17 protein-coding genes and 1 tRNA gene are annotated in these 21,053 nt (G+C 73.0%); 5 read left to right on the top strand and 13 right to left on the bottom strand.

Annotation, left to right across the window (positions count from 1 at the left end; genetic code table 11):
• Positions 1-122: 122 nt before the first annotated feature.
• From ACZ60W_RS32555 to ACZ60W_RS32545, 3 genes are all read right to left on the bottom strand, one after another.
• The gene (locus ACZ60W_RS32555) at positions 123-1,853 is read right to left on the bottom strand and encodes an FG-GAP repeat domain-containing protein (RefSeq protein ID WP_469758997.1); all 1,731 of its coding nucleotides are present in this window, start codon (positions 1,851-1,853) and stop codon (positions 123-125) included.
• Between the two features lie 203 nt (positions 1,854-2,056).
• Positions 2,057-2,749 carry a TetR/AcrR family transcriptional regulator gene (locus ACZ60W_RS32550; protein WP_384884767.1) on the bottom strand — a complete coding sequence of 231 codons (693 nt, stop codon included), beginning with the start codon at positions 2,747-2,749 and terminating at the stop codon, positions 2,057-2,059.
• On the bottom strand, positions 2,746-3,732 hold the full coding sequence (locus tag ACZ60W_RS32545) for an acyl-CoA desaturase (protein ID WP_469758996.1): 987 nt from the start codon (positions 3,730-3,732) through the stop codon (positions 2,746-2,748). The genes ACZ60W_RS32550 and ACZ60W_RS32545 overlap by 4 nt, the downstream gene beginning before the upstream one ends.
• 262 nt (positions 3,733-3,994) lie before the next feature.
• Between ACZ60W_RS32545 and ppc the strand changes: the two genes are divergently transcribed.
• On the top strand, positions 3,995-6,724 hold the full coding sequence (ppc, locus tag ACZ60W_RS32540) for a phosphoenolpyruvate carboxylase (RefSeq protein ID WP_469758995.1): 2,730 nt from the start codon (positions 3,995-3,997) through the stop codon (positions 6,722-6,724).
• Between the two features lie 69 nt (positions 6,725-6,793).
• Here ppc and ACZ60W_RS32535 read toward each other — a convergent pair whose 3' ends face one another.
• The 8 genes from ACZ60W_RS32535 to ACZ60W_RS32500 all read right to left on the bottom strand — a co-directional run bounded on the left by ACZ60W_RS32535 (position 6,794) and on the right by ACZ60W_RS32500 (position 13,439).
• Positions 6,794-7,648, bottom strand: coding sequence for an LPXTG cell wall anchor domain-containing protein (locus ACZ60W_RS32535; RefSeq protein WP_469758994.1), 855 nt, complete (start codon positions 7,646-7,648; stop codon positions 6,794-6,796).
• 126 nt (positions 7,649-7,774) lie between these two features.
• On the bottom strand, positions 7,775-8,218 hold the full coding sequence (locus ACZ60W_RS32530) for a hypothetical protein (RefSeq protein ID WP_469758993.1): 444 nt from the start codon (positions 8,216-8,218) through the stop codon (positions 7,775-7,777).
• Between the two features lie 89 nt (positions 8,219-8,307).
• The gene (gene pth / locus ACZ60W_RS32525; RefSeq protein WP_469758992.1) at positions 8,308-8,904 is read right to left on the bottom strand and encodes an aminoacyl-tRNA hydrolase; all 597 of its coding nucleotides are present in this window, start codon (positions 8,902-8,904) and stop codon (positions 8,308-8,310) included.
• A 102-nt stretch (positions 8,905-9,006) separates the two neighbouring features.
• Positions 9,007-9,594, bottom strand: coding sequence for a 50S ribosomal protein L25/general stress protein Ctc (locus ACZ60W_RS32520; RefSeq protein WP_469758991.1), 588 nt, complete (start codon positions 9,592-9,594; stop codon positions 9,007-9,009).
• Positions 9,595-9,833: 239 nt separating this feature from the next.
• A complete protein-coding gene (locus tag ACZ60W_RS32515) occupies positions 9,834-10,808 on the bottom strand; it encodes a ribose-phosphate diphosphokinase (RefSeq protein ID WP_015034148.1) in 975 nt (324 codons plus the stop codon).
• A gap of 121 nt (positions 10,809-10,929) precedes the next feature.
• Positions 10,930-12,375 carry a bifunctional UDP-N-acetylglucosamine diphosphorylase/glucosamine-1-phosphate N-acetyltransferase GlmU gene (glmU, locus tag ACZ60W_RS32510; RefSeq protein ID WP_469758990.1) on the bottom strand — a complete coding sequence of 482 codons (1,446 nt, stop codon included), beginning with the start codon at positions 12,373-12,375 and terminating at the stop codon, positions 10,930-10,932.
• 109 nt (positions 12,376-12,484) lie between these two features.
• Positions 12,485-12,555, bottom strand: a tRNA-Gln gene (locus ACZ60W_RS32505).
• Between the two features lie 11 nt (positions 12,556-12,566).
• Positions 12,567-13,439: a hypothetical protein gene (locus ACZ60W_RS32500; protein ID WP_469758989.1), complete on the bottom strand. Its 873-nt coding sequence runs from the start codon at positions 13,437-13,439 to the stop codon at positions 12,567-12,569.
• Between the two features lie 128 nt (positions 13,440-13,567).
• Here ACZ60W_RS32500 and ACZ60W_RS32495 point away from each other — a divergent pair, with 128 nt between their 5' ends.
• Positions 13,568-14,896: a sensor histidine kinase gene (locus ACZ60W_RS32495; protein ID WP_469758988.1), complete on the top strand. Its 1,329-nt coding sequence runs from the start codon at positions 13,568-13,570 to the stop codon at positions 14,894-14,896.
• A gap of 95 nt (positions 14,897-14,991) precedes the next feature.
• Here ACZ60W_RS32495 and ACZ60W_RS32490 read toward each other — a convergent pair whose 3' ends face one another.
• Together ACZ60W_RS32490 and ACZ60W_RS32485 are read right to left on the bottom strand one after the other, a co-directional pair.
• Complete coding sequence (locus ACZ60W_RS32490; protein WP_366309087.1) at positions 14,992-15,483, bottom strand: SUKH-3 domain-containing protein; 492 nt, start codon at positions 15,481-15,483, stop codon at positions 14,992-14,994.
• Positions 15,484-15,491: 8 nt separating this feature from the next.
• The gene (locus ACZ60W_RS32485) at positions 15,492-16,004 is read right to left on the bottom strand and encodes a YwqJ-related putative deaminase (protein WP_469758987.1); all 513 of its coding nucleotides are present in this window, start codon (positions 16,002-16,004) and stop codon (positions 15,492-15,494) included.
• 247 nt (positions 16,005-16,251) lie between these two features.
• On the opposite strand from ACZ60W_RS32485, the gene ACZ60W_RS32480 reads away from it, so the two are divergent.
• The 3 genes from ACZ60W_RS32480 (at position 16,252) to ACZ60W_RS32470 (ending at position 21,051) form a co-directional block, all read left to right on the top strand.
• Positions 16,252-17,247: an SMI1/KNR4 family protein gene (locus tag ACZ60W_RS32480; RefSeq protein ID WP_469758986.1), complete on the top strand. Its 996-nt coding sequence runs from the start codon at positions 16,252-16,254 to the stop codon at positions 17,245-17,247.
• A gap of 7 nt (positions 17,248-17,254) precedes the next feature.
• A complete protein-coding gene (locus tag ACZ60W_RS32475; protein WP_469758985.1) occupies positions 17,255-19,849 on the top strand; it encodes an SUKH-4 family immunity protein in 2,595 nt (864 codons plus the stop codon).
• 116 nt (positions 19,850-19,965) lie between these two features.
• Positions 19,966-21,051, top strand: a complete 1,086-nt coding sequence (locus ACZ60W_RS32470; RefSeq protein WP_469758984.1) for a cellulose-binding protein — start codon at positions 19,966-19,968, stop codon at positions 21,049-21,051.
• Positions 21,052-21,053 lie beyond the last annotated feature (2 nt).

Below are 21,053 nucleotides of genomic sequence, written 5' to 3'. Positions count from 1 at the left end.
CCCCCCCCCCCCCCCCCCCCCCCCCCCCCCCCCCCCCCCCCCCCCCCCCCCCCCCCCCCCCCCCCCCCCCCCCCCCCCCCCCCCCCCCCCCCCGTCCCGGCCCGGCAGGGCCCGGACGCCTCCTAGTACATGGCGTTGTAGATCTGGTAGCCGTAGCCGATCTTCACGCGCGGCGAGAAGTAGTGCGACGCGGCCCCGCCGTCGAAGCGGTACAGGTCGCCGTTGGACGTCACGCCCACGAAGTCGGCCTTGCCGTCACCGGTGAGGTCGCCCGTGCCGACGAGCTTCCCGTACGCCTGGAAGCCGTCGCCCAGCTTGATCCCGCTCCGGAACGGCGCGGACGCCACGCCCGTGCCCGGGTAGAGGTAGAGCGCGCCGCTCGTGGTGCGGGCCAGCAGGTCGTTCAGACCGTCGTTGGTGTAGTCGCCCGCACCGAAGATCCAGTTGTACGCCTGCCAGCCGCCGCCCACCAGGACGCGGCTGGAGAAGGACGTGCCGCCGACCGACGCCCGGTACAGGTAGAGCTTGCCGGAGCGGTCCCGCGCCAGCAGGTCGCCCGAGCCGTCGCCGTTCAGGTCGCCGGGGCCCGCGAACATGTTGTAGATGCCCCAGCCGGCGCCGACGTCCCGGCCCTCGACGTAGAGGTGGTCGTTCCACAGCTCGACGACGTCCGACTCGCCGTTCGGGTCGAACGAGGAGGCGTTGGTGATGTTCGCCCCGGCCCAGCCGCCGACGTCGCTGACCGCCTCACGGGCGCTCAGCTTGCCGTTGTTGAGGGCGTAGTACCAGAACAGCGTGCCCGCCTTGTCGCGCGCGAGCAGCTCCTCCTTGCCCGAGGCCGGGATGTTGCCCGCGCCGCCGAACTGCGAGACGGCCGACCAGGAACCCGTGTCGGACACCGGCACGCGCTGGGCGAAGGTGCCCTGCCCGCTGCCCTCGTAGCGGTTCAGCGTGCCGTCCTTGGCCCGCGCGAGCAGGTCGGGGTGACCGTCGCCGGTCAGGTCGTCCGCGCCGAGGATCTGGTTGAACTGCTGCCAGCCCGTGCCGGCCGACGTCGCCGGCTTGAACGGCTTCGTCGCGTCGCCGGTGCTCGCGTAGTACTTCAGCTCCCCGGCGGGCGTACGGGCGACGAGGTCGCCGCGGCCGTCGCCGTCGTGGTCGCCCAGGCCGATCAGCTGGTCGTAGACCTGCCAGCCGCCCCCGATCCTCGTCCGGCCCCCGAACGGCGCCGCCGTGTTGCCGGTCGCCAGGTACACGTACAGCTCGCCGGCCGGCGTACGGGCCAGCAGGTCCGGACGGCCGTCGCCGCTCACGTCACCCGCGGAGAACACCTTGTTGTAGATGTTCCAGCCGAGCCCCGACCAGCTGCGGTTGCCGCCGAGGGAGATGTCGACGTTCGTGAACAGCTCCAGCCGGCCCAGCACCGACAGGGTCAGCACCTCGGGGCGCTTGGCACCGTCCCCGTCCTGGTCCCCGACGGGGATGACGTCCTCGGCGAACTCGCCCGAGCCGCCGATGCGCAGGAACTCGTTCGTCTCGACGAAGCCCGCCAGCGAGAGCGAGCCGTCGAGCTCCCGGTAGACCAGGTCGCTCCTCCCGTCGCCGTCGAAGTCGCCGCGGGGCGCGGTGCCGTCCGCGTCGGCGGCCGAGGCGGTCCCGGCGTCGGCCGCCGCGCCGGCCGTCAGGCCCTTCGGCGCCGGCGGCCGCTGGGCGGCCGGACGCTCCTTCTCCACACCCGGGTGCGGCGCCGGGGAGCCGGCGGAGGCGGGCGTGGCGAGCAGCATGCCCGCGGAGACGGCGAGGGCGGTGGCGGCCGCGAGGCGGCGCGCACGGGTGAACTGCGGAGAAAGCAAGAAGATCCCCCCCAGGGATCAGGTGTCCACGGATACCGGACCAGGGGGTTCACGGGGCGCCGGACGGCGTCAGGACGTGCCTCGGGCACGCGAGACGGCATCGCCCGGCGGTCGGAACACCCCCCCGGATGTTGAACACGATTCTACTCGTCGGTGCGCCGCGCACCAGAGAGATTCCGGGGGGGGGCACGGGCCGCACGGCCTCAGCTCTTGCGGTGCCCTATCAGCCGCGGCTTCTGCTCCAGGCCGTCCAGTCCGTGCCAGGCCAGGTTCACCAGGTGCGCGGCGACCTCCGCCTTCTTCGGCTTGCGGACGTCCAGCCACCACTGGCCCGTCAGCGCCACACTGCCGACCAGCGCCTGCGCGTACAGCGGGGCCAGCTTCGGATCGAAGCCGCGGGCCTTGAACTCCAGACCGAGGATGTCCTCCACCTGGGTCGCGATGTCGCTGATCAGCGAGGCGAACGTCCCCGTCGACTGCGCCACCGGGGAGTCCCGCACGAGGATCCGGAACCCGTCCGTGTAGTTCTCGATGTAGTCCAGGAGGGCGAACGCCGCCTGCTCCAGGAGCTCCCGCGGATGCCCGGCCGTCAGCGCGCCCGTCACACCGTCCAGGAGCTGGCGCATCTCCCGGTCGACGACGACCGCGTACAGCCCCTCCTTGCCCCCGAAGTGCTCGTACACCACCGGCTTGGAGACCCCGGCCTTCGCCGCGATCTCCTCCACCGACGTGCCCTCGAACCCCTTCTCGGCGAAGAGCGTCCGGCCGATGTCCAGCAGCTGCTCCCGGCGCTCCGCGCCCGTCATCCGCACCCGGCGCCCCCGCCGGGGCTTCTGCTCTGCGCTGCTGCTGCCGGTACCGCCGGTCCTGCCCTCGATCGCCACGTCTTCCATCATGCCGCGTCGGCGGAGACGTTCCGGCGGCGGGCTTCGATGCGGGACTTCGCCGGCCAGCGCACGTCCGTCGCCCAGCCCAGCTGCTCGAACCAGCGGATCAGCCGCGCGCTGGAGTCCACCTGGCCGCGCAGCACCCCGTGCCGCGCCGACGTCGGGTCCGCGTGGTGCAGGTTGTGCCACGACTCGCCACACGACAGCACCGCCAGCCACCACACGTTGCCCGAACGGTCACGCGACTTGAACGGACGCTTGCCCACCGCGTGGCAGATCGAGTTGATCGACCAGGTCACGTGGTGCAGCAGCGCCACCCGCACCAGCGAGCCCCAGAAGAAGGCCGTGAAAGCGCCCCACCACGACCACGTCACCAGGCCGCCCACCAGCGGCGGGATCGCCAGCGACACCACCGTCCACAGCACGAACTGCCGCGAGATCGCCCGGATCGCCGGGTCCTTGATCAGATCGGGCGCGTACTTGTGCTGCGGGGTCTGCTCCTCGTCGAACATCCAGCCGATGTGCGCCCACCACAGGCCCTTCATCAGCGCCGGGACCGTCTCGCCGAACCGCCACGGCGAGTGCGGGTCGCCCTCCGCGTCCGAGAACTTGTGGTGCTTGCGGTGGTCGGCCACCCAGCGCACCAGCGGCCCCTCCACGGCCAGCGACCCCATGATCGCCAGCGCGATCCGCAGCGGCCGCTTCGCCTTGAACGAACCGTGCGTGAAGTAGCGGTGGAAGCCGATCGTGATGCCGTGGCAGCCGATGTAGTACATGACCACCATCAGCCCCAGGTCCAGCCAGCTCACCCCCCATCCCCACGCCAGCGGCACCGCCGCGAGCAGCGCCACGAACGGCACCGTGATGAACAGCAGCAGGGTGACCTGCTCGATCGAACGCTTGCTGTCCCCGCCGAGCGTGGCGGAAGGCGGCGTCGCCTCGGAGGCGTCGGCCGCCTCCGGCGCCGAGGTCATCTCGGGGCTGATGGTCATGGGTGTCCCCTGGGGGTGAGGGTGAGGGTGGGGGAAAGTACGGGAATGTACCGAATGGCGCGCGAAGGCACGGCCGAGGCTACGCCTCCGTAACCTACGGCGTCGTAAGTATGGCAGCGCCGTGGCGCGCGGCAAGGGGGCACAAGAGGGGCCTGCCCGACGACCACAATGTGGACACCTATCCTGGGTGCGTCGGACAGCGCGGTCCGCAAGCCTCCAGAACCCCTCCAGACGTGCTCAAACACTGCAAGGAGCCGCACCTGTGAGCAGTGCCGACCAGACCCCCACCGCCAGCGCCGAGCTGCGCGCCGACATCCGCCGACTGGGCGACCTGCTGGGCGAGACCCTCGTCCGCCAGGAGGGCCACGAGCTCCTCGACCTCGTCGAGCGGGTCCGCAGCCTCACCCGCGAGGACGGCGAGGCCGCGGCCGAGCTGCTCCGCGGCGTCGAGCTGGAGACCGCCGCCAAGCTGGTGCGCGCCTTCTCCACCTACTTCCACCTGGCGAACGTCACCGAGCAGGTCCACCGCGGCCGCGAGATGCGCGAGAAGCGCGCCGCCGAGGGCGGCCTCCTCGCCCGCACCGTCGACATGCTCAAGGACGGAGACCCCGAGCACGTACGCGCCACGGTCCGGAACCTCAACGTCCGGCCCGTCTTCACCGCGCACCCCACCGAGGCCGCCCGCCGCTCGGTCCTCAACAAGCTGCGCCGGATCGCCGCCCTCCTGGAGACCCCGGTCATCGAGGCGGACCGGCGCCGCCACGACCTCCGGCTCGCCGAGAACATCGACCTCATCTGGCAGACCGACGAGCTCCGGGTCGTCCGCCCCGAGCCCGCCGACGAGGCCCGCAACGCCATCTACTACCTCGACGAGCTGCACGCCAACGCCGTCGGCGACGTGCTGGAGGACCTCGCCGCCGAGCTGGAGCGCGTCGGCGTCGAACTGCCCGCCGGCACCCGCCCGCTGACCTTCGGCACCTGGATCGGCGGTGACCGCGACGGCAACCCCAACGTCACCCCCCAGGTGACCTGGGACGTCCTGATCCTCCAGCACGAGCACGGCATCACCGACGCCCTCGAACTGGTCGACTTCCTGCGCGGACTGCTCTCCAACTCCATCCGCTACACCGGGGCCACCCAGGAACTCCTGGACTCCCTCCAGCGCGACCTGGAGCTCCTCCCGGAGATCAGCCCCCGCTACAAGCGCCTCAACGCCGAGGAGCCCTACCGGCTCAAGGCCACGTGCATCCGGCAGAAGCTCGTCAACACCCGCGAGCGCCTCGCCCAGGGCTACCCGCACCAGGAAGGCCGCGACTACCTCGGCACCGCCGAGCTCATCCGCGACCTCACCCTCATCCAGACCTCGCTGCGCGAGCACCGCGGGGCCCTCTTCGCCGACGGCCGGATGGACCGCACCATCCGCACCCTGTCCGCCTTCGGCCTCCAGCTGGCCACCATGGACGTCCGCGAGCACGCCGACGCCCACCACCACACCCTCGGTCAGCTCTTCGACCGCCTCGGCGAGGAGTCCTGGCGCTACGCCGACATGCCGCGCGAGTACCGGCAGAAGCTCCTCGCCAAGGAGCTCCGCTCGCGCCGCCCCCTCGCCCCGACCCCGGCCCCGCTGGACGCCGCCGGAGAGAAGACCCTCGGCGTCTTCCACACCATCAAGCAGGCCTTCGAGCGCTTCGGCCCCGAGGTCATCGAGTCCTACATCATCTCGATGTGCCAGGGCGCCGACGACGTCTTCGCCGCCGCCGTCCTCGCCCGCGAGGCCGGCCTCCTCGACCTGCACGCCGGCTGGGCGAAGATCGGCATCGTGCCGCTCCTGGAGACCACCGACGAGCTCAAGGCCGCCGACGTCATCCTCAACGACATGCTGGCCGACCCCTCCTACCGGCGCCTCGTCTCGCTCCGCGGCGACGTCCAGGAGGTCATGCTCGGCTACTCGGACTCCTCCAAGTTCGGCGGCATCACCACCTCCCAGTGGGAGATCCACCGCGCCCAGCGCCGGCTGCGCGACGTCGCCCACCGCTACGGCGTCCGGCTGCGGCTCTTCCACGGCCGCGGCGGCACCGTCGGCCGCGGCGGCGGCCCCTCGCACGACGCGATCCTCGCCCAGCCCTGGGGCACCCTGGAGGGCGAGATCAAGGTGACCGAGCAGGGCGAGGTCATCTCCGACAAGTACCTCATCCCGTCCCTCGCCCGCGAGAACCTCGAACTGACCGTCGCGGCCACCCTGCAGGCCTCCGCCCTGCACACCGCGCCGCGCCAGTCCGACGAGGCGCTGGCCGGCTGGGACGCCGCCATGGACACCGTCTCCGACGCGGCCCACACCGCCTACCGCAAGCTGGTCGAGGACCCCGGCCTGCCGGCGTACTTCCTCGCCTCCACCCCCGTCGACCAGCTCGCCGACCTGCACCTGGGCTCACGGCCCGCTCGCCGCCCCGGCTCCGGCGTCTCCCTCGACGGACTCCGCGCCATCCCCTGGGTGTTCGGCTGGACCCAGTCCCGCCAGATCGTCCCCGGCTGGTTCGGCGTTGGCTCCGGCCTCAAGGCCCTGCGGGAGGCGGGCCTCGACGCGGTGCTCGGCGAGATGTACGAACGCTGGCACTTCTTCCGCAACTTCCTCTCCAACGTCGAGATGACGCTGGCCAAGACGGACCTGCGGATCGCCCGCCACTACGTCGACACCCTGGTCCCCGACGACCTCAAGCACGTCTTCGACGCCATCGAGGCCGAGCACGCGCTGACCGTCGCCGAGGTTCTCAAGATCACCGGCGGTGAGAAGCTCCTGGACTCCAATCCGGTCCTCCAGCAGACCTTCGCCATCCGCGACGCCTACCTCGACCCGATCTCCTACCTCCAGGTCGCCCTCCTGGCCCGCCAGCGCGCGGCCGCCGAGAGCGGAGAGGACCCGGACCCGCTGCTCTCCCGGGCCCTCCTCCTCACGGTGAACGGCGTCGCGGCGGGCCTGCGCAACACCGGCTGACGCCCGCGCCCCGGACGTGACGGTGCCCCCGTGGAATCCTCCACGGGGGCACCGTCGTGACGGGGTACGTCAGTTCTGCTGCGTCTTGCGACGGCGGGTCACCAGGACCGCGCCGGCGGCCGCGAGGGCCAGGGCCGCGGCGGCGATGATGCCGACCGGGGCGCCGGAGCCGGTCTCGGCGAGGTTGCCCTCCTCCGAACCGCCCGCGGCGGAGCCGCCGGTGGCGGTCTCACCCGTGGTGGAGCCACCGGTGGCGGCGGTGCCCCCCGCGGTGGTCCCGCCGGTCGTGGTCTCGCCCGTGGCGGTTCCGCCGGTGGTGGTCCCGCCCGTGGTGGTCTCACCGGTCGTGGTGCCCCCGGTGGTCGTCTCGCCGGTGGTGGTCTCACCGGTCGTCGTCCCACCCGTGGTGGTGCCCCCGGTGGTGGTCTCGCCCGTGGTGGTCTCGCCGGTCGCGCCGCCGTTAGCGGTCTCGCCCGTCGTCCCGCCGGTCGTGCCGCCGGTGGAGCTGTCCTCGCACGCGACCTTGAAGACCTTGTGCTTGGCGGCGCCGTGCTCGCCGTCGAAGTTCCAGAACAGCTTGTACTGACCGTTGGCGAGGGTCAGGTCCTCGGTGCGGCCGTGGCCCTTGGCGTCGAGGGTGATGGAGCCCTTCTCGACCTCGGTGCCCTTCTCCTTGTCGTTGTTCGCCCATGCCTCGATGCGCCAGATCGCCTTCTGCGAGGCGTCGAAGTGGAACGCGTCGAGGTAGAACGCGCAGACCTTGGGCTCGTTGGCCTTGACCTCTTCGCCGGTCTTCGCGTCATGGATCTTGACGGTGCCGTTGTCGCCCTTGGGGCCGTTCGACGCGAAAGCGGTCGGTGCCAGCGTCACGGAGCCCGCCAGGGCCGCGACAAGAGCGGCTGCGGGTATGAGGGAGCGTCGCATGTGCAGTCGTCCATCTGTGGAATGAGGGATGCCGTGGGAGGTGGCGGGGGCAGCCTATCGACTTCCTCAAGCCGGCTTTGAGCCAACGGCCCATGACGATCGCGCCGGACATCCGGCGGAATGCCCTCAGAGCGCGAAGAAGGCCGCCACCAGCAGCGCCCCGCCGGCCCCCGCCACGGTCCACGCCGTCCGCGGCAGCCGCAGGCCGCCGCCGATCAGCGGCGCGGCCAACAGCAGCGCACCGCCCAGCGGCAGCCAGGCGTGCAGACCGCCTCCCCAGCCCGTCCGCACGCCCTCGTCCGTGCCGGGCTTCACCACGACCGGGATCGTCTCGCCCTTCTCCGCCGCGACCGATCGCGTGATCGTCAGCGTCCGCCGGGTCGACGACGGGTCCTCGGGGGCGAAGGTGCCGCTGCACGTCTCGTCGGTGCAGCCGGTCACCGTCAGGCTCCCGTGCTCGCGGCCCTTGGCGAGCAGGACGTGCTGGGCCGAGTTCCACGAGGCCCACGCCCCCGCGACGACGAGGAGCAGGGCGACCAGGGCCATGGCGGCGTTACGGACGTGCGTCATGACCCGCGATCGTACAGTCGTACGCTCCGACCGCCAGGGGCCGGTCTCTGTCCGAAACGTCCCGTCCGGTCCGGATGTCCGTGCGGTGCCTAGGAGTTGTACGCGGACTGCGCCCGCTCCAGGCCCTCCGCTACCAGGCACTCCACCGAGTCCGCCGCCCGGTCCACGAACCAGTCCAGGTCCTTGCGCTCCGTCGAGGAGAAGTCCTTCAGGACGAAGTCGGCCACCTGCATCCGGCCCGGCGGACGCCCGATCCCGCACCGCACCCGGTGGTACTCGGCGCCCATCGCCTTCGTCATCGACTTCAGGCCGTTGTGCCCGTTGTCGCCGCCGCCGATCTTCAGCCGCAGCACCCCGTAGTCGATGTCCAGCTCGTCGTGGACCGCCACCACGTGCGCCGTCGGCACCTTGTAGAAGTCCCGCAGCGCCGTCACCGGGCCGCCGGACAGGTTCATGTACGACATCGGCTTCGCCAGGATCACCCGGCGGTTCTCCGGTCCCGGGGGCCCCATCCGGCCCTCGACGACCTGCGCCTGCGTCTTCTGCGCGCGCTTGAACGAACCGCGGATCCGCTCCGCGAGCAGGTCCACGACCATGAAGCCGATGTTGTGCCGGTTGGCCGCGTACTCGGGCCCCGGGTTGCCGAGGCCGACGATCAGCCAGGGCGCGTTGGCGTCGTCCGTCATGTGCGTCAGGTCTCCTCGTATCCGTCCACGCGTCCGTACAAGAGAAACGGGGTGACGGGCCGTACGGCCCGTCACCCCGTCACGTCAGGCAGAGCCTACGGCTCAGGCCTCGGTGCTCTCGGCGGCCTCTTCCTCGGCGGCCGGCTCCTCGGCCTGCGCGGCCAGGACCTGGAGGACGACGGCCTCGGCGTCGGTCACCAGGGTCGAGCCCTTCGGCAGGGTGATGTCACCGGCGAGGACGGAGGCACCGGCCTCCAGGCCCTCGACGGAGACCGTGACGGCCTCGGGGAGGTGGGTGGCCTCGGCCTCGACGGAGAGGGTGGAGAGCACGTGCTCCAGCAGGTTGCCGCCGGCGGCCAGCTCGCCCTCGGCCTGGACCGGGATCTCGACCGTGACCTTCTCGCCGCGCTTGACGAGCAGCAGGTCGACGTGGATCAGGAAGCCCTTGATGGCGTCGCGCTGGACGGCCTTCGGGATCGCCAGCTCGTTCTTGCCGTCGATGTCGAGGGACAGCAGGACGTTCGGCGTGCGGAGCGCCAGACCCAGGTCGTGGGCCGGGAGGGTGATGTGCGCCGGCTCGGAGCCGTGGCCGTAGACGACGGCGGGAACCTGGGCGTTGCGGCGGATCGAGCGGGCGGCGCCCTTGCCGAAATCGGTACGGACGGCAGCGGCGAGCTTGACCTCGGACATGGTGCACTCCTCGTAGAAAGGTGACGGAAGAAAGGTCACCCGGCCACGACTGGCGATGGCCTGCTACGAAGAGCGCGTCGATAACGGACCGCCGTGACCCCATGGGGGTACGGCCTCCCTCGCCGAGCAACTACGGCAGTCTACCGGCCCCCGGCCCCACGCCCAACTCGATCACCGCGGGAGACGGCGGAGGGCCGCTCCCCCGGACGGGGAAGCGGCCCTCGGCGTCACTCCGTGGCTCAGTGCTCCTCGAAGAGGCTCGTCACCGAACCGTCCTCGAACACCTCGCGCACCGCGCGCGCGATCGTCGGCGCGATCGACAGCACCGTGATCTTGTCGAGCTCCAGCGCGCCCGGCACCGGCAGCGTGTCCGTGAACACGAACTCGCTGACCTTCGAGTTCTTCAGCCGGTCCGCGGCCGGACCCGACAGGATGCCGTGGGTGGCCGTCACGATGACGTCCTCGGCGCCGTGCGCGAACAGGGCGTCCGCGGCCGCGCAGATCGTGCCGCCGGTGTCGACCATGTCGTCCACCAGGACGCAGACGCGGCCCTTCACGTCACCGACGACCTCGTGCACGGTGACCTGGTTGGCGACGTCCTTGTCGCGGCGCTTGTGCACGATCGCCAGCGGCGCGTCCAGCCGGTCGCACCAGCGGTCGGCGACCCGCACGCGGCCCGCGTCCGGGGAGACGATCGTCAGCTTGGAGCGGTCGACCTTGGCACCCACGTAGTCCGCGAGGACCGGCAGGGCCGACAGGTGGTCCACCGGGCCGTCGAAGAAGCCCTGGATCTGGTCGGTGTGCAGGTCCACCGTCAGGATGCGGTCCGCGCCCGCCGTCTTCAGCAGGTCCGCCACCAGGCGCGCCGAGATCGGCTCGCGGCCGCGGTGCTTCTTGTCCTGACGGGCGTAGCCGTACGACGGGATGATCACGGTGATGCTCCGGGCCGAGGCCCGCTTGAGAGCGTCGATCATGATCAGCTGTTCCATGATCCACTTGTTGATCGGAGCCGTGTGGCTCTGGATCAGGAAGCAGTCCGCGCCGCGCGCCGACTCCTGGAAGCGGACGTAGATCTCACCGTTGGCGAAGTCGAACGCCTTGGTGGGAACGAGACCGACGCCCAGCTGGTGCGCGACCTCCTCGGCCAGCTCGGGGTGGGCGCGGCCGGAGAAGAGCATCAGCTTCTTCTCGCCGGTCGTCTTGATCCCGGTCACAGCACTGTCTCCTCAGACGTGTTCTCTGGCCGCGATCCCGCGCCCGTCGAGCGCATGTGCGAACCAGCCGAATTTGTGTGCACGTATCACGGTACGCCGAGTTCGACGTACCCGTTTCCGGTCAGCTTTCGCCGGCGGACTCCTCCGAGGCGGCCTGAGCGGCCTGCGCGGCAGCGCTGCCGGGACGCTTCCGGGCCACCCAACCCTCGATATTCCGCTGCTGGCCCCGGGCGACCGCGAGCGAGCCCGCCGGCACGTCCTTCGTGATCACGGAGCCCGCAGCGGTGTAGGCGCCGTCCCCGATGGTGATGGGAGCCACAAACATGTTGTCCGAACCCGTACGGCAGTGGGAGCCGATCGTGGTGTGGTGCTTCGCCTCGCCGTCGTAGTTCACGAAGACGCTGGCCGCGCCGATGTTCGAGAAGTCGCCGATCGTCGCGTCGCCCACGTACGACAGGTGGGGGACCTTCGTGCCCTCGCCGATCGTCGCGTTCTTCATCTCGACGTACGTGCCGGCCTTGGACTTCTTGCCGAGGTTGGTCCCCGGGCGCAGGTAGGCGAACGGGCCCACCGAGGCGCCCTCGCCGATCACGGCCGAGTAGGCGACCGTGTTGTCCACCCGGGCGCCCCTGCCGACGGTGGTGTCCGTCAGGCGGGTGTTCGGGCCGACCTCGGCGTCCTCGGCGATGTGCGTCGCACCGAGCAGCTGTGTGCCCGGCAGGATCACCGCGTCCGCCTCGAACGTCACGGTGACGTCCACGAGGACCGACGCCGGGTCGACCACGGTCACGCCGGCGAGCATCGCCCGCTCGATCAGCCGGGCGTTCAGCAGGGCCCGCGCCTCGGCGAGCTGCACCCGGTTGTTGATCCCGAGGATCTCGCGGTGGTCCGCGGCCACGGAGGCGCCCACCCGGTGGCCGTCCTCGCGCAGGATCGACAGCACGTCGGTGAGGTACTCCTCGCCCTGGCTGTTGTCGGTCCGCACCCGGCCGAGCGCCTCGGCGAGCAGCGGCCCGTCGAACGCGAAGACACCCGAGTTGATCTCCCGGATGGCGCGCTGCTCCGCGGAGGCGTCCTTGTGCTCGACGATCTCGGTCACCGCGCCGGAGGCGTCCCGCACGATCCGGCCGTACCCGGTGGAGTCCGGCACCTCGGCGGACAGCACCGTCACCGCGTTGCCGTCGGCGGCGTGCGTGGCGGCCAGCTCCCGCAGGGTCTCGCCGGACAGCAGCGGGGTGTCGCCGCAGACGACCACCACGGTGCCGTCGGGCGTCTTGCCCAGCTCCTCCAGCGCCATCCGCACCGCGTGCCCGGTGCCGTTCTGCTCCTCCTGGACGGCGGTGCGGGTCCCCGCGTAGTGCTCCTCCAGATGGCCCGCGACCCTCTCCCGGGCGTGCCCGACGACCACCACGAGGTGCTCGGGCTCCAGCTCGCGTGCGGCGGACACGACGTGCCCGACGAGCGACCGTCCGGCGATCTCGTGCAGGACCTTGGGGGTCTTCGACTTCATGCGGGTGCCCTCACCCGCTGCGAGGACGACGACGGCTGCCGGGCGGGTTGCGCTCACGGGAATGCCCTTCGGCTTTGGGTGGTGGACCCACGCAGGATACCGGGGGGCAACGGCGCGGACATGAGCGCGGGTCCTGACCAGGAAGGTCAGGACCCGCGGCAGTCGGCTCCCGGAGAAGGATTCGAACCCTCATTCAATGGACCAAAACCATTTGTCCTGCCCTTAGACGATCCGGGATGGTTCGCCAGCTATGCCCGAATTCCTGTCGAGGCGGTCCGGACGGCCCCTACTATGCCGCACCAGGCGCCCTCGATGCGACGGTACAGATCGGCGCTCCCGAGGATTTGGATCACGAGGCATCCGTGGTACTCCGAGTCCACGTTCTTGCGGTTCGTTCGCGGGTTGTGGCGTTTGACGGTCGTCTTGCCGAACGCGGAGGGGGCGACGCCGACGAGATCGCCCCAATATCGCAGCGCGTCGCTCGCGTCGGCGGTCTCGTGGATCATCACGTGGTACTTCCGGTGCTCGGGTTCGACCCCGATGAGATCGAGCCAGGCGGTGAAGACCAGGATCATCCCGGGGTCGCTGTTCACGAACGTCACGCGCTCGCGGCGGGCATACGGCTTGTCCTTCGTGCCTTCGGCCCAGTAGAGGCCCACGCCCAACAGGAAGAGTTCGCGCTCGGACAGAGCTCCGATCCGTCCTGCTGCCGCGGTCTTCGTCCTCTGGCGTTCTTCCTCCCGTCGGCGCAGGGCCGGCTCCCACCCCCGGCGCGCGATCTCGGACGCCTCGGCTCGTGTCCGGCTCCGATCCGGCTTGGGGAGGTCCCGTACCCACAGGGAGATCGAGCTCTTCGAGCAGCCGAGTTCCAGCTGGATCCGGTCGTAGGTCATGCCCTGGAGGCGGAGTTCACGGGCCCGGGCACGGAGGTCGTCCTTGGCGTTCGGGCGCTTGGTCCATGCGGGTGGGGGCTCGCCTTCGAGGAGCCGGTTGAGGATGTCGTTGTTGTCGACGTGGAGGAGGTCGCGGATCCGGCGACGACTGAGGCCCTCGCGACGGAGGGCGACGGCCTGCCGGCTCAGGTTCTCGAAGTCCGCGTACTTGCTGGTGGCACCTGTCATGCGAAGAGCGTCGCCCCGAATGGGGATGTCCGGATCGAAAACCCTGGCGATTCAACAGTTCGAGGGACTGGCGTACGGAACGTTGACGCCGCGGGCCTCGGGGAACGACCCGCCCGTAGGGTGGCGGCATGACCGTAACGGGGGCAGAGAGGGGCGCCGGGGGCGTCGGGAATCGGTGGTGGTGGGGGAGACGGCGGAGCGCCGTCCTCGACGTGGGGCTGGCCGCGGTCTCGGCGCTGGAGTGCGCGGTGGAGGGGATCGGCTTCGCGGGGAAGGCCGGGCTGCCGGCTCCGGTGGGCGTGGTGTTCGGCCTGCTGGTGGGGTCCGTGCTGGTGGTGAGACGGCGCTGGCCGATCGTGGTCGTGCTCGTGTCGATCGCCGTGGCGCCCGCCGAGACGGGCTTCCTGATGGGGATCGTCGGGCTGTACTCGCTCGCCGCCTCCGAGGTGCCGCGCCGCATCACGGCCGTCCTGGCCGGGATGTCGACGCTCGCGGTGTTCGTCGTGACCGTCGTGCGGATGCGCCAGGACGTGGCGCAGGTCGACGACGGTCCCCAGGACTTCGACCCCAGTGGCTGGTACGTGCCGGTCGTGTCGCTCTTCATGACGCTGGGGCTCAACGCGCCGCCGGTGCTCTTCGGCCTGTACATAGGGGCGCGGCGCCGGCTCATGGAGAGCCTGCGCGAGCGGGCGGACAGCCTGGAGCAGGAGCTGTCGCTGCTGGCGGACCGGGCGGAGCAGCGGGCGCAGTGGGCGCGTCAGGAGGAGCGGACGCGGATCGCCCGGGAGATGCACGACGTGGTGGCGCACCGGGTGTCGCTGATGGTGGTGCACGCGGCGGCGCTGCAGGCGGTCGCGTTGAAGGACCCGCAGAAGGCCGTGCGGAACGCGGCGCTGGTGGGTGACATGGGCCGGCAGGCGTTGACGGAGCTGCGGGAGATGCTGGGCGTGCTCCGCGAGGGCACCGCTCCGGTGGCCCCGGCCGCGGTGCCGCTGGCGGCGGTGGGCCGGGCGGCCGCGGCCGCCGCGGAGGCCGCCGCCGAGGACGGGCCGCGTCTGGACGCCCTGGAGGGGCTGTGCGAGCAGTCGAGGCTGGCGGGCGCCGCGGTGGAGCTGCTGGTGCTGGGCGAGGCCCGGGCGTATCCGCCGGACGTGGAGCGCACGGCGTACCGGGTCGTGCAGGAGGCGCTGACCAACGTCCACAAGCACGCGGCGGGTGCCGCGGTGGTCGTCCGGCTGGCGCACCGGGACGCCGAGGTCGCGATGCAGGTGGAGAACGGTCCCTGCCCCTCGGACGCGGGCGCGGCCGACGTGCGGCTGCCGAGCGGCGGCAACGGGCTCGTCGGCATGCGGGAGCGGGTGATGCGGCTGGGCGGCGTCTTCGTCTCGGGGCCGACGGACGCCGGGGGGTTCCGGGTGTCGGCGGTGCTGCCGGCGGCCGACGCGGGGACGCCGTAGCCGGGTGACCCCGGGCGGGGTGCGGGCGCGGTGGCCCCCGCGGGGGCGTACGGGCTCCGTGGCCCCCGGGCGCCGCGGCCCCCGGGCTCCGTGTCCTAGTGCGCGGTGAGGCGGGTCGGGTGGGCTCCGGTGATCAGGGTGGCGAGGGCCGTGTCGATGTCCTTGCCGAGGTACCAGTCGCCGGCGTGGTCGAGACCGTAGACGCGGCCCTCGACGTCCATCGCGAGGACGGCCTGGTGGTCGCCCTCCTCGCCGAGCGGCGCGAGCTCGGTGTCGAGGGCTCGGCCGAGGTCGGCGAGGGTGCGGGAGAGGTGGAGTCCGGCGAGCGGGTCGAAGCGGACGGTGGCGGGCGCTATCTGCCGGCCGTGGCCGGGCGCGGTGATCCTCAGCCCGCCGAACTCGGCCCACGCCTCGACGGCGGCGGGGAAGACGCTGTGCCGGTGCCCGGCGGGCGAGACGTGGGCGCGCAGGGCGTCGGCCCACTCCTCGGCGAGCTTGATGTCCCAGCGGCCGGGCTGCCAGCCCGCCTCGCGGAGGGCCGCGTCGACGTTCACGGGGAAGCGGGTGGTGCTGAGGTGGTCGGGCATGGGCACGGTCAGCCGTTCTCGACAGGCGCGGTGGGGTCGACGGTGCGGACACCGAAGTGGGCGAGCATCGCCGTACAGGAGCGGCAGGGCGCGGCGTAGCTGCCGTGGAGCGGGTCGCCGTCCTCCCGGATGCGCCGGGCGGTGAGCTTGGCGTGCTTCAGGGAGCGGCGGGCCTCGCCGTGGGTGAGCGGCTTGCGCTGGGCGCGCCGGGAGCGGGCGCTCTCCGTCGCGGTGAGGTGGCGGGAGAGCAGGATCGCCTCCGGGCACCGGCCGGTGAAGCGTTCCCGCTGGCTGCTGGTGAGGGTGTCCAGGAAGTCCTGGACGAGGGCGTGCAAGGCGGGCGGCCGGTCGCCGCGGCCCGCGGTGCACGTGAGGGTCTCGCCGCGCACGGAGAGGGCGGCGCCGACGGTGGGGAGGATGCCGTCGCGGCGGTGACGCAGTAACGGTGCGCGTGCGGCCTCGGCGTCACTGCTCCAGTTGAGGCGTGGGTCACCCTGTGTGGGCGTCGTTGCTGCGTGCATGGTGCTGGTCTTCCCCTCCTGCAATCCCCCGAGTTGCGTGGACAGCCTGCCAAATAGGGAGCCATATGGGGAAGCTGGGGCGCCGAAACGCCGCTTCGGTGTGTCGGAATCATGGTGCGACTGTCATGGCGTCGTGACACCTGGTCACCGTCGGGCGGGGGCCGTTCGGGCTCTTGTGGCAGCGCATAGGCTGTGCGGAATCAGTCCGTAGTAGCAGTCAGCGACGCCAGTGCAGGGGGCAACCGCCATGACGACAGGTCGGCTCGGGCACACCGCGCCACCGAACGCGGCCTACGCCGGGCAGGTCGTGCATTTCCCGGACCCGGTCCGCGCCTCCCGGCACCCCCGAGGGGTGCGGATGGACGAGCACGGCCGCCCGGACTTCTCGCCGTACGCCCGCGCGGCGGCGGAGATCGCCGACCCGCCGGAGGGCTTCGGCGTCGACGAGCTGCGGCTGACGGACTACGTGTCGGCCAACGCCGCGATGGCGGCGACCGGCCACGAGCTGTGGGACACGATCCCGTCGGTGGCGACGCCGCACGGCTGGACCTGGCACCACGTGGCGCACAGCCGTCGCATGGAGCTGGTGCCGGTCGAGGTGAAGGCGCTGCTGCGCCACCACGGCGGGGTGGCCACGGCCTCCGTCGACCACGCCAAGCGCGGCACGCGGCCGCTGCAGGAGACCCGGCCGGCCCACTTCGGGCTGCCCAAGGGCCGGGTGTCGGTGTCGGAGCAGCAGCTCCAGGGCGTCGAGGAGGACCTCGGCTACCGGCTGCCCGGCGCGTACCGCACCTTCCTGAAGGCGGCGGGCGGCTGCGCCCCGGTGGGCACGGCGCTCGACGCCGAGCTCGGACTCCTGGTGGACCAGCCGTTCTTCACGGTCCGGGAGGAGGCGGGCGTCAACGACCTCGTCTACGTCAACAAGTGTCTGCGCGACCACCTGACGAAGGACTATCTGGGCGTCGCCTTCGTCCAGGGCGGTCTGATCGCGGTGAAGGTGCGCGGTCACGGGGTCGGTTCGGTGTGGTTCTGCGCCTACGACGACGCCCGGGACTCCGGTGCGGCGGCGGCCGCCTGGTCGCCGGCCGAGCGGGTGGAGCGGCTCCTGCTGCCCTGCGGCGCGGACTTCGACGCGTTCCTCCAGCGGCTGGCGGGCAGCCCGCCGGAGCTGGAGACGGTGGCGAACCTGATGGTGGACGGCGGCTTCGCGCGTGCCGTGCCCGTGGTCCCGGTGGGGGAGTGAACTGGCTGTGGTGACGTTCGCGCAGGCGCAGGAGCGCGCCGAGGAGTGGATCAACGGCGACCTGCCGTCGTACCAGCACCGTGAGGTGCGGGTGCGGGAGTTCGAGCTGGGGTTCGTGGTGTGGGCGGAGGACCGCGAGGGCGGTCCGACCTCGGACGGCGGGCGTCAGCGGCTGGTGATCGCCCGCGACAGCGGCGAGGCGACCCTGTGGCCCGGACTGCCGGTGGGCGAGGTGATCCGGCGGTACGAGGAGGAGTACGGGGCCGCCGACGACGTTCCCGCCCAGGCGGCCGTGCCCGCGGCCCGCATCGACCTCAACCAGACGTCGTTCCTGCTGAGTCCGCCCGAGTGGCTGCAGGACGCGGCGGACAAGATCGGTCTGCCGAAGGGCCCGAACGCCTCGCAGGAGAGCGGGGCCTCCTCGGCTCCGTCGGACGACGTCTCGGAGGCGGTGGGCGCGGGTGACGCGGCCCCGTCGGCCTCGGTGGCGTCGTCGGGGGCGGAGGCCAGCGACGGGGCCGGGATCGCGGTCGGGTCCGGACCGGGTGCCGTGGCCGGGGTTCCGGAGCACGAGCCGACGGCGATGGACGGGGTTCCGGCGGGAACGCCTGGTGCCACGGCTCCCGCGGCGCCTGCCGCTCCCGTGACGCCCGCGGCCCCCGCTGCCCCCGTGACGCCCGCCGTTCCCGCGGCTCCCGTCGCGCCCGCCGTCGTCCCGGCCCAGGAGACGCCGGCCGCGCCGGTCCCGGCGCCCGCTCCGGCGCCCGAGCCCGCGCCCGCCCCGGCCCCCGCTGCCGCGAGCAGCCCGTGGGCGGACGCGAACGCGAGTTCCGGGGGTGCCGACGGGGCCGTGCCGCTGCCGGCGACCGTGTTCGCGCCGCCGCTGACGGGGACGGACGACGAGGACACCCCGCCGCCGTCGGTGGGCGCCGACGCGCCGACCGCGCTGATGAAGGGCGGCAGCGCGCTGCCGCCGACGGCCATCGCGCCCCGGCTCGAACCCTCCGCGCCGCGGCCCGCCGCCGCCCCGGCCGCGCCCGTACCGCCCGTGCCCTCGCAGGGCGGGCCCGGCGGGCCGCCGCCTCCGCCGCCCGCGCCGTCGGCGCCGGGCGCCGGGGACCTCGCGGACGCGGCGACCAGCAAGGCGGCCGCGCCGCCGAAGGGCGCCGGCCGCGGTCCGACGCCGCCTCCGCCGCCGGGTGCGCCCGGGACCCCGGGGGCGTCCTCGGGCGCGGGGGCGTACATCCCCACGCAGCTGGTGTCGCAGCTCGGACCGGAAGGGCTCCAGCCGCCCGGTCCGCCGTCGGCGCCCGCGCAGCCGGGTCCGCCCGGTCCGCCGCCGGCCCCGGCCGCGCCGACGCCGCCGCAGCCGGTGCACCACGCCGCGACGATGCTCGCCCACCCGAACCAGGGCGGTCCGGGCGCGCCCCCGCCGCCCCCGCCGCCGCCGGGTGTGCCCGGCACGCCGCCGGGCGGGATCGCCCACGCCGCGACGATGCTGGCGCACCCCGGACCGGGCGGCCCGGGGACGCCGCCGCCCCCGCCCGCGCCGGCGCCGCCGGTGCACGGCGGGCACACGCCGCCGCCCGCGGCCGCGCCCCCGGCGTACGGCTACCCGCAGAACACGGGGCAGCCGACGGTCGGTCCCGGCTACCAGGCGGTGCTGCGCTACCGGGCCCCCGACGGGTCCGAGGCGCAGATCATCCGGCGTTCGGCGCCCGGTACCCCGCACCCCGAGTGGCAGATCCTGCACGAGCTGCGCGCGATGAACGTGCCGCCGCAGCAGGTGCTGGAGCTGCACACGGAGCTGGAGTCCTGTGAGCTGCCCGGCGGTTACTGCGCGCGGATGATCCGCGAGACGTGGCCGCAGGCGCGGATCACCAGCATCGCCCCGTACGGCCGCGACCACGCGGGCCGGCAGCAGGGCATGAACCAGCTCCTCACCCATCAGGGCGAGTTGCACCAGGTCGCGGACGGCCCCGCGCGGCCCGCCCCGGTGCGGGCTCCGCTGCCGCAGGTGCAGCCGGCGCCGCCGATCCCGCCGGAGGGGATCGCGCAGGAGCTGGCCGGGGCGTTCGGTCCGGGCGTCCTGCGCTTCGACCAGCGCGCGGTGTCCCGGCAGGGCGTGCCGGAGCTGGTGGCGCGCACCCTGGTGTGGGCGGGCCTGCCGGCGGACTTCGGTCCGTTCTTCTGGGCGCAGCCGGCCGTGCCGGTGGTGCCGACGCTCGCGGAGCTGGCGGCGCAGCGGCAGGTGCCGGCCGCGGCGGACGCGAGTTCGTACCTGGTGCTGGGTTCGGACTTCGGCCGGGCGATCTGCGTCCAGTACGGGACCGCGCACATCGTCGCGGTGCCGGTGGAGGCCGGTCCGGGCGGGCAGCCGGTGCCGCCGCAGTTCGTGAACACCGGGCTGCCGGAGTTCACGCGCGCGATGGCGCTGCTCGGCCGGATGTGGCGGCTGCGGTTCGGACTCAACCCCGAGCAGGCGGGCCGCTGGACGGTCGACTTCCAGGCGCAGCTGGCCATGCTGGACCCGGCGGCGCTGTCGTCGCCGGAGAACTGGTGGTCGGTGCTCCTGGAGCAGATGTGGGACGGACTCCTGTAACCCGGGCAGTCGGAATGTGATGAAGGGCGCTCGACGTGTGTACACGTTGGGCGCCTTTTGTCCGTTCTGATGGAGCATCCTTGACCATCGAGGCCGTACGGGAAGGGGCGTCAGGGATGGGATTCGTCGGCGGACGGGGCCGGGGCTACCGCCCGGAGCAGGTCGACCGGTACCTGGCGGCACTCACCGAGCAGCGCGACGGAGCCCGGGAGCACGCCGCCCGCCTCACCGCCCTCGTGGAGGAGAAGGAGGCGGAGGCCGCCCGGCTGCGCACCCTCGTCGACTCCCTCGCGCCCCAGCGCTACGAGTCCCTCGGGGAGCGGGCGCGCACCATCCTGGAGCTGGCCGAGCAGGAGGACGAGGAGCTCGTGCGCGCGGCCGAGGCCGGGGCGCAGGCCCTCGCCGAAGCCGCCGGGACGGCGGCCGAGGAGGCCGCCGAGGCGGCCCGTGCGCACGCGGAGGGCGTCCGGGCCGCGGCCGTGGCCGCGGCCCGCACCACCGCGGAGACCGCCGGGAAGCAGGCCGCGGAACTGACCGCCGACGCCCGCCGCGACGCCGACGGGCAGCGGGCCGCCGCCCGCGAGGTCCTGGAGGAGGCCGAGCGCCGCGCGGCGGCGCTCCTGGCGGAGCAGCATGCCGAGCAGACGGCCGTACGGGACGAGGCGGACCGCGCGGCCCAGGGCCTCGCGGCCGGCCTGGACGCCCGGCACGAGGAACTGGCCGGCGCCGCCGAGGAGCGCCTGGCCGAGGCCCGGCGGGCCCTCGCGCGGGCCGAGGAGCAGGCCCGGCACGGCCAGGAGGACGCCGAGGCCCGCGCGCGGGACGTCCTCGCCGGCGCCCGGCTGACGGCGGAGCGCGTCGAGCGCGCCACGGAGCGGGTCCTGCGCGAGCACGACGAGGCGCGCGACGAGATCCACTCCCACATGGAGCACATCCGCAGCTCCCTCGCCGCCCTCACGGGCCGCGCGGACCTCCGGGAGGAGGCGTCCGCGGCCCCCGGCGAACCCGGCCGGTCCGGCGAACCCGGCGGGTCCGGCGAACCCGGCGGGTCCGGCGAACCCGGCGGGTCCGGCGAACCCGGCGGTCTCCGTGGTGGTGCGGGCCGGCGCGGCGAGACCGGCGGCGGCGAACAGGACGACGGCGAACCCGGCCGCGGCGAGGGCGACATGACGGACCCGGACGGCTCCGGGGGAGCCCGGTAGGC

The organism is Streptomyces sp. NPDC104202, assembly GCF_055584185.1.
Note: the sequence above shows the minus strand (reverse complement) of the source record. Positions and strands in the feature narration are given on the sequence as shown.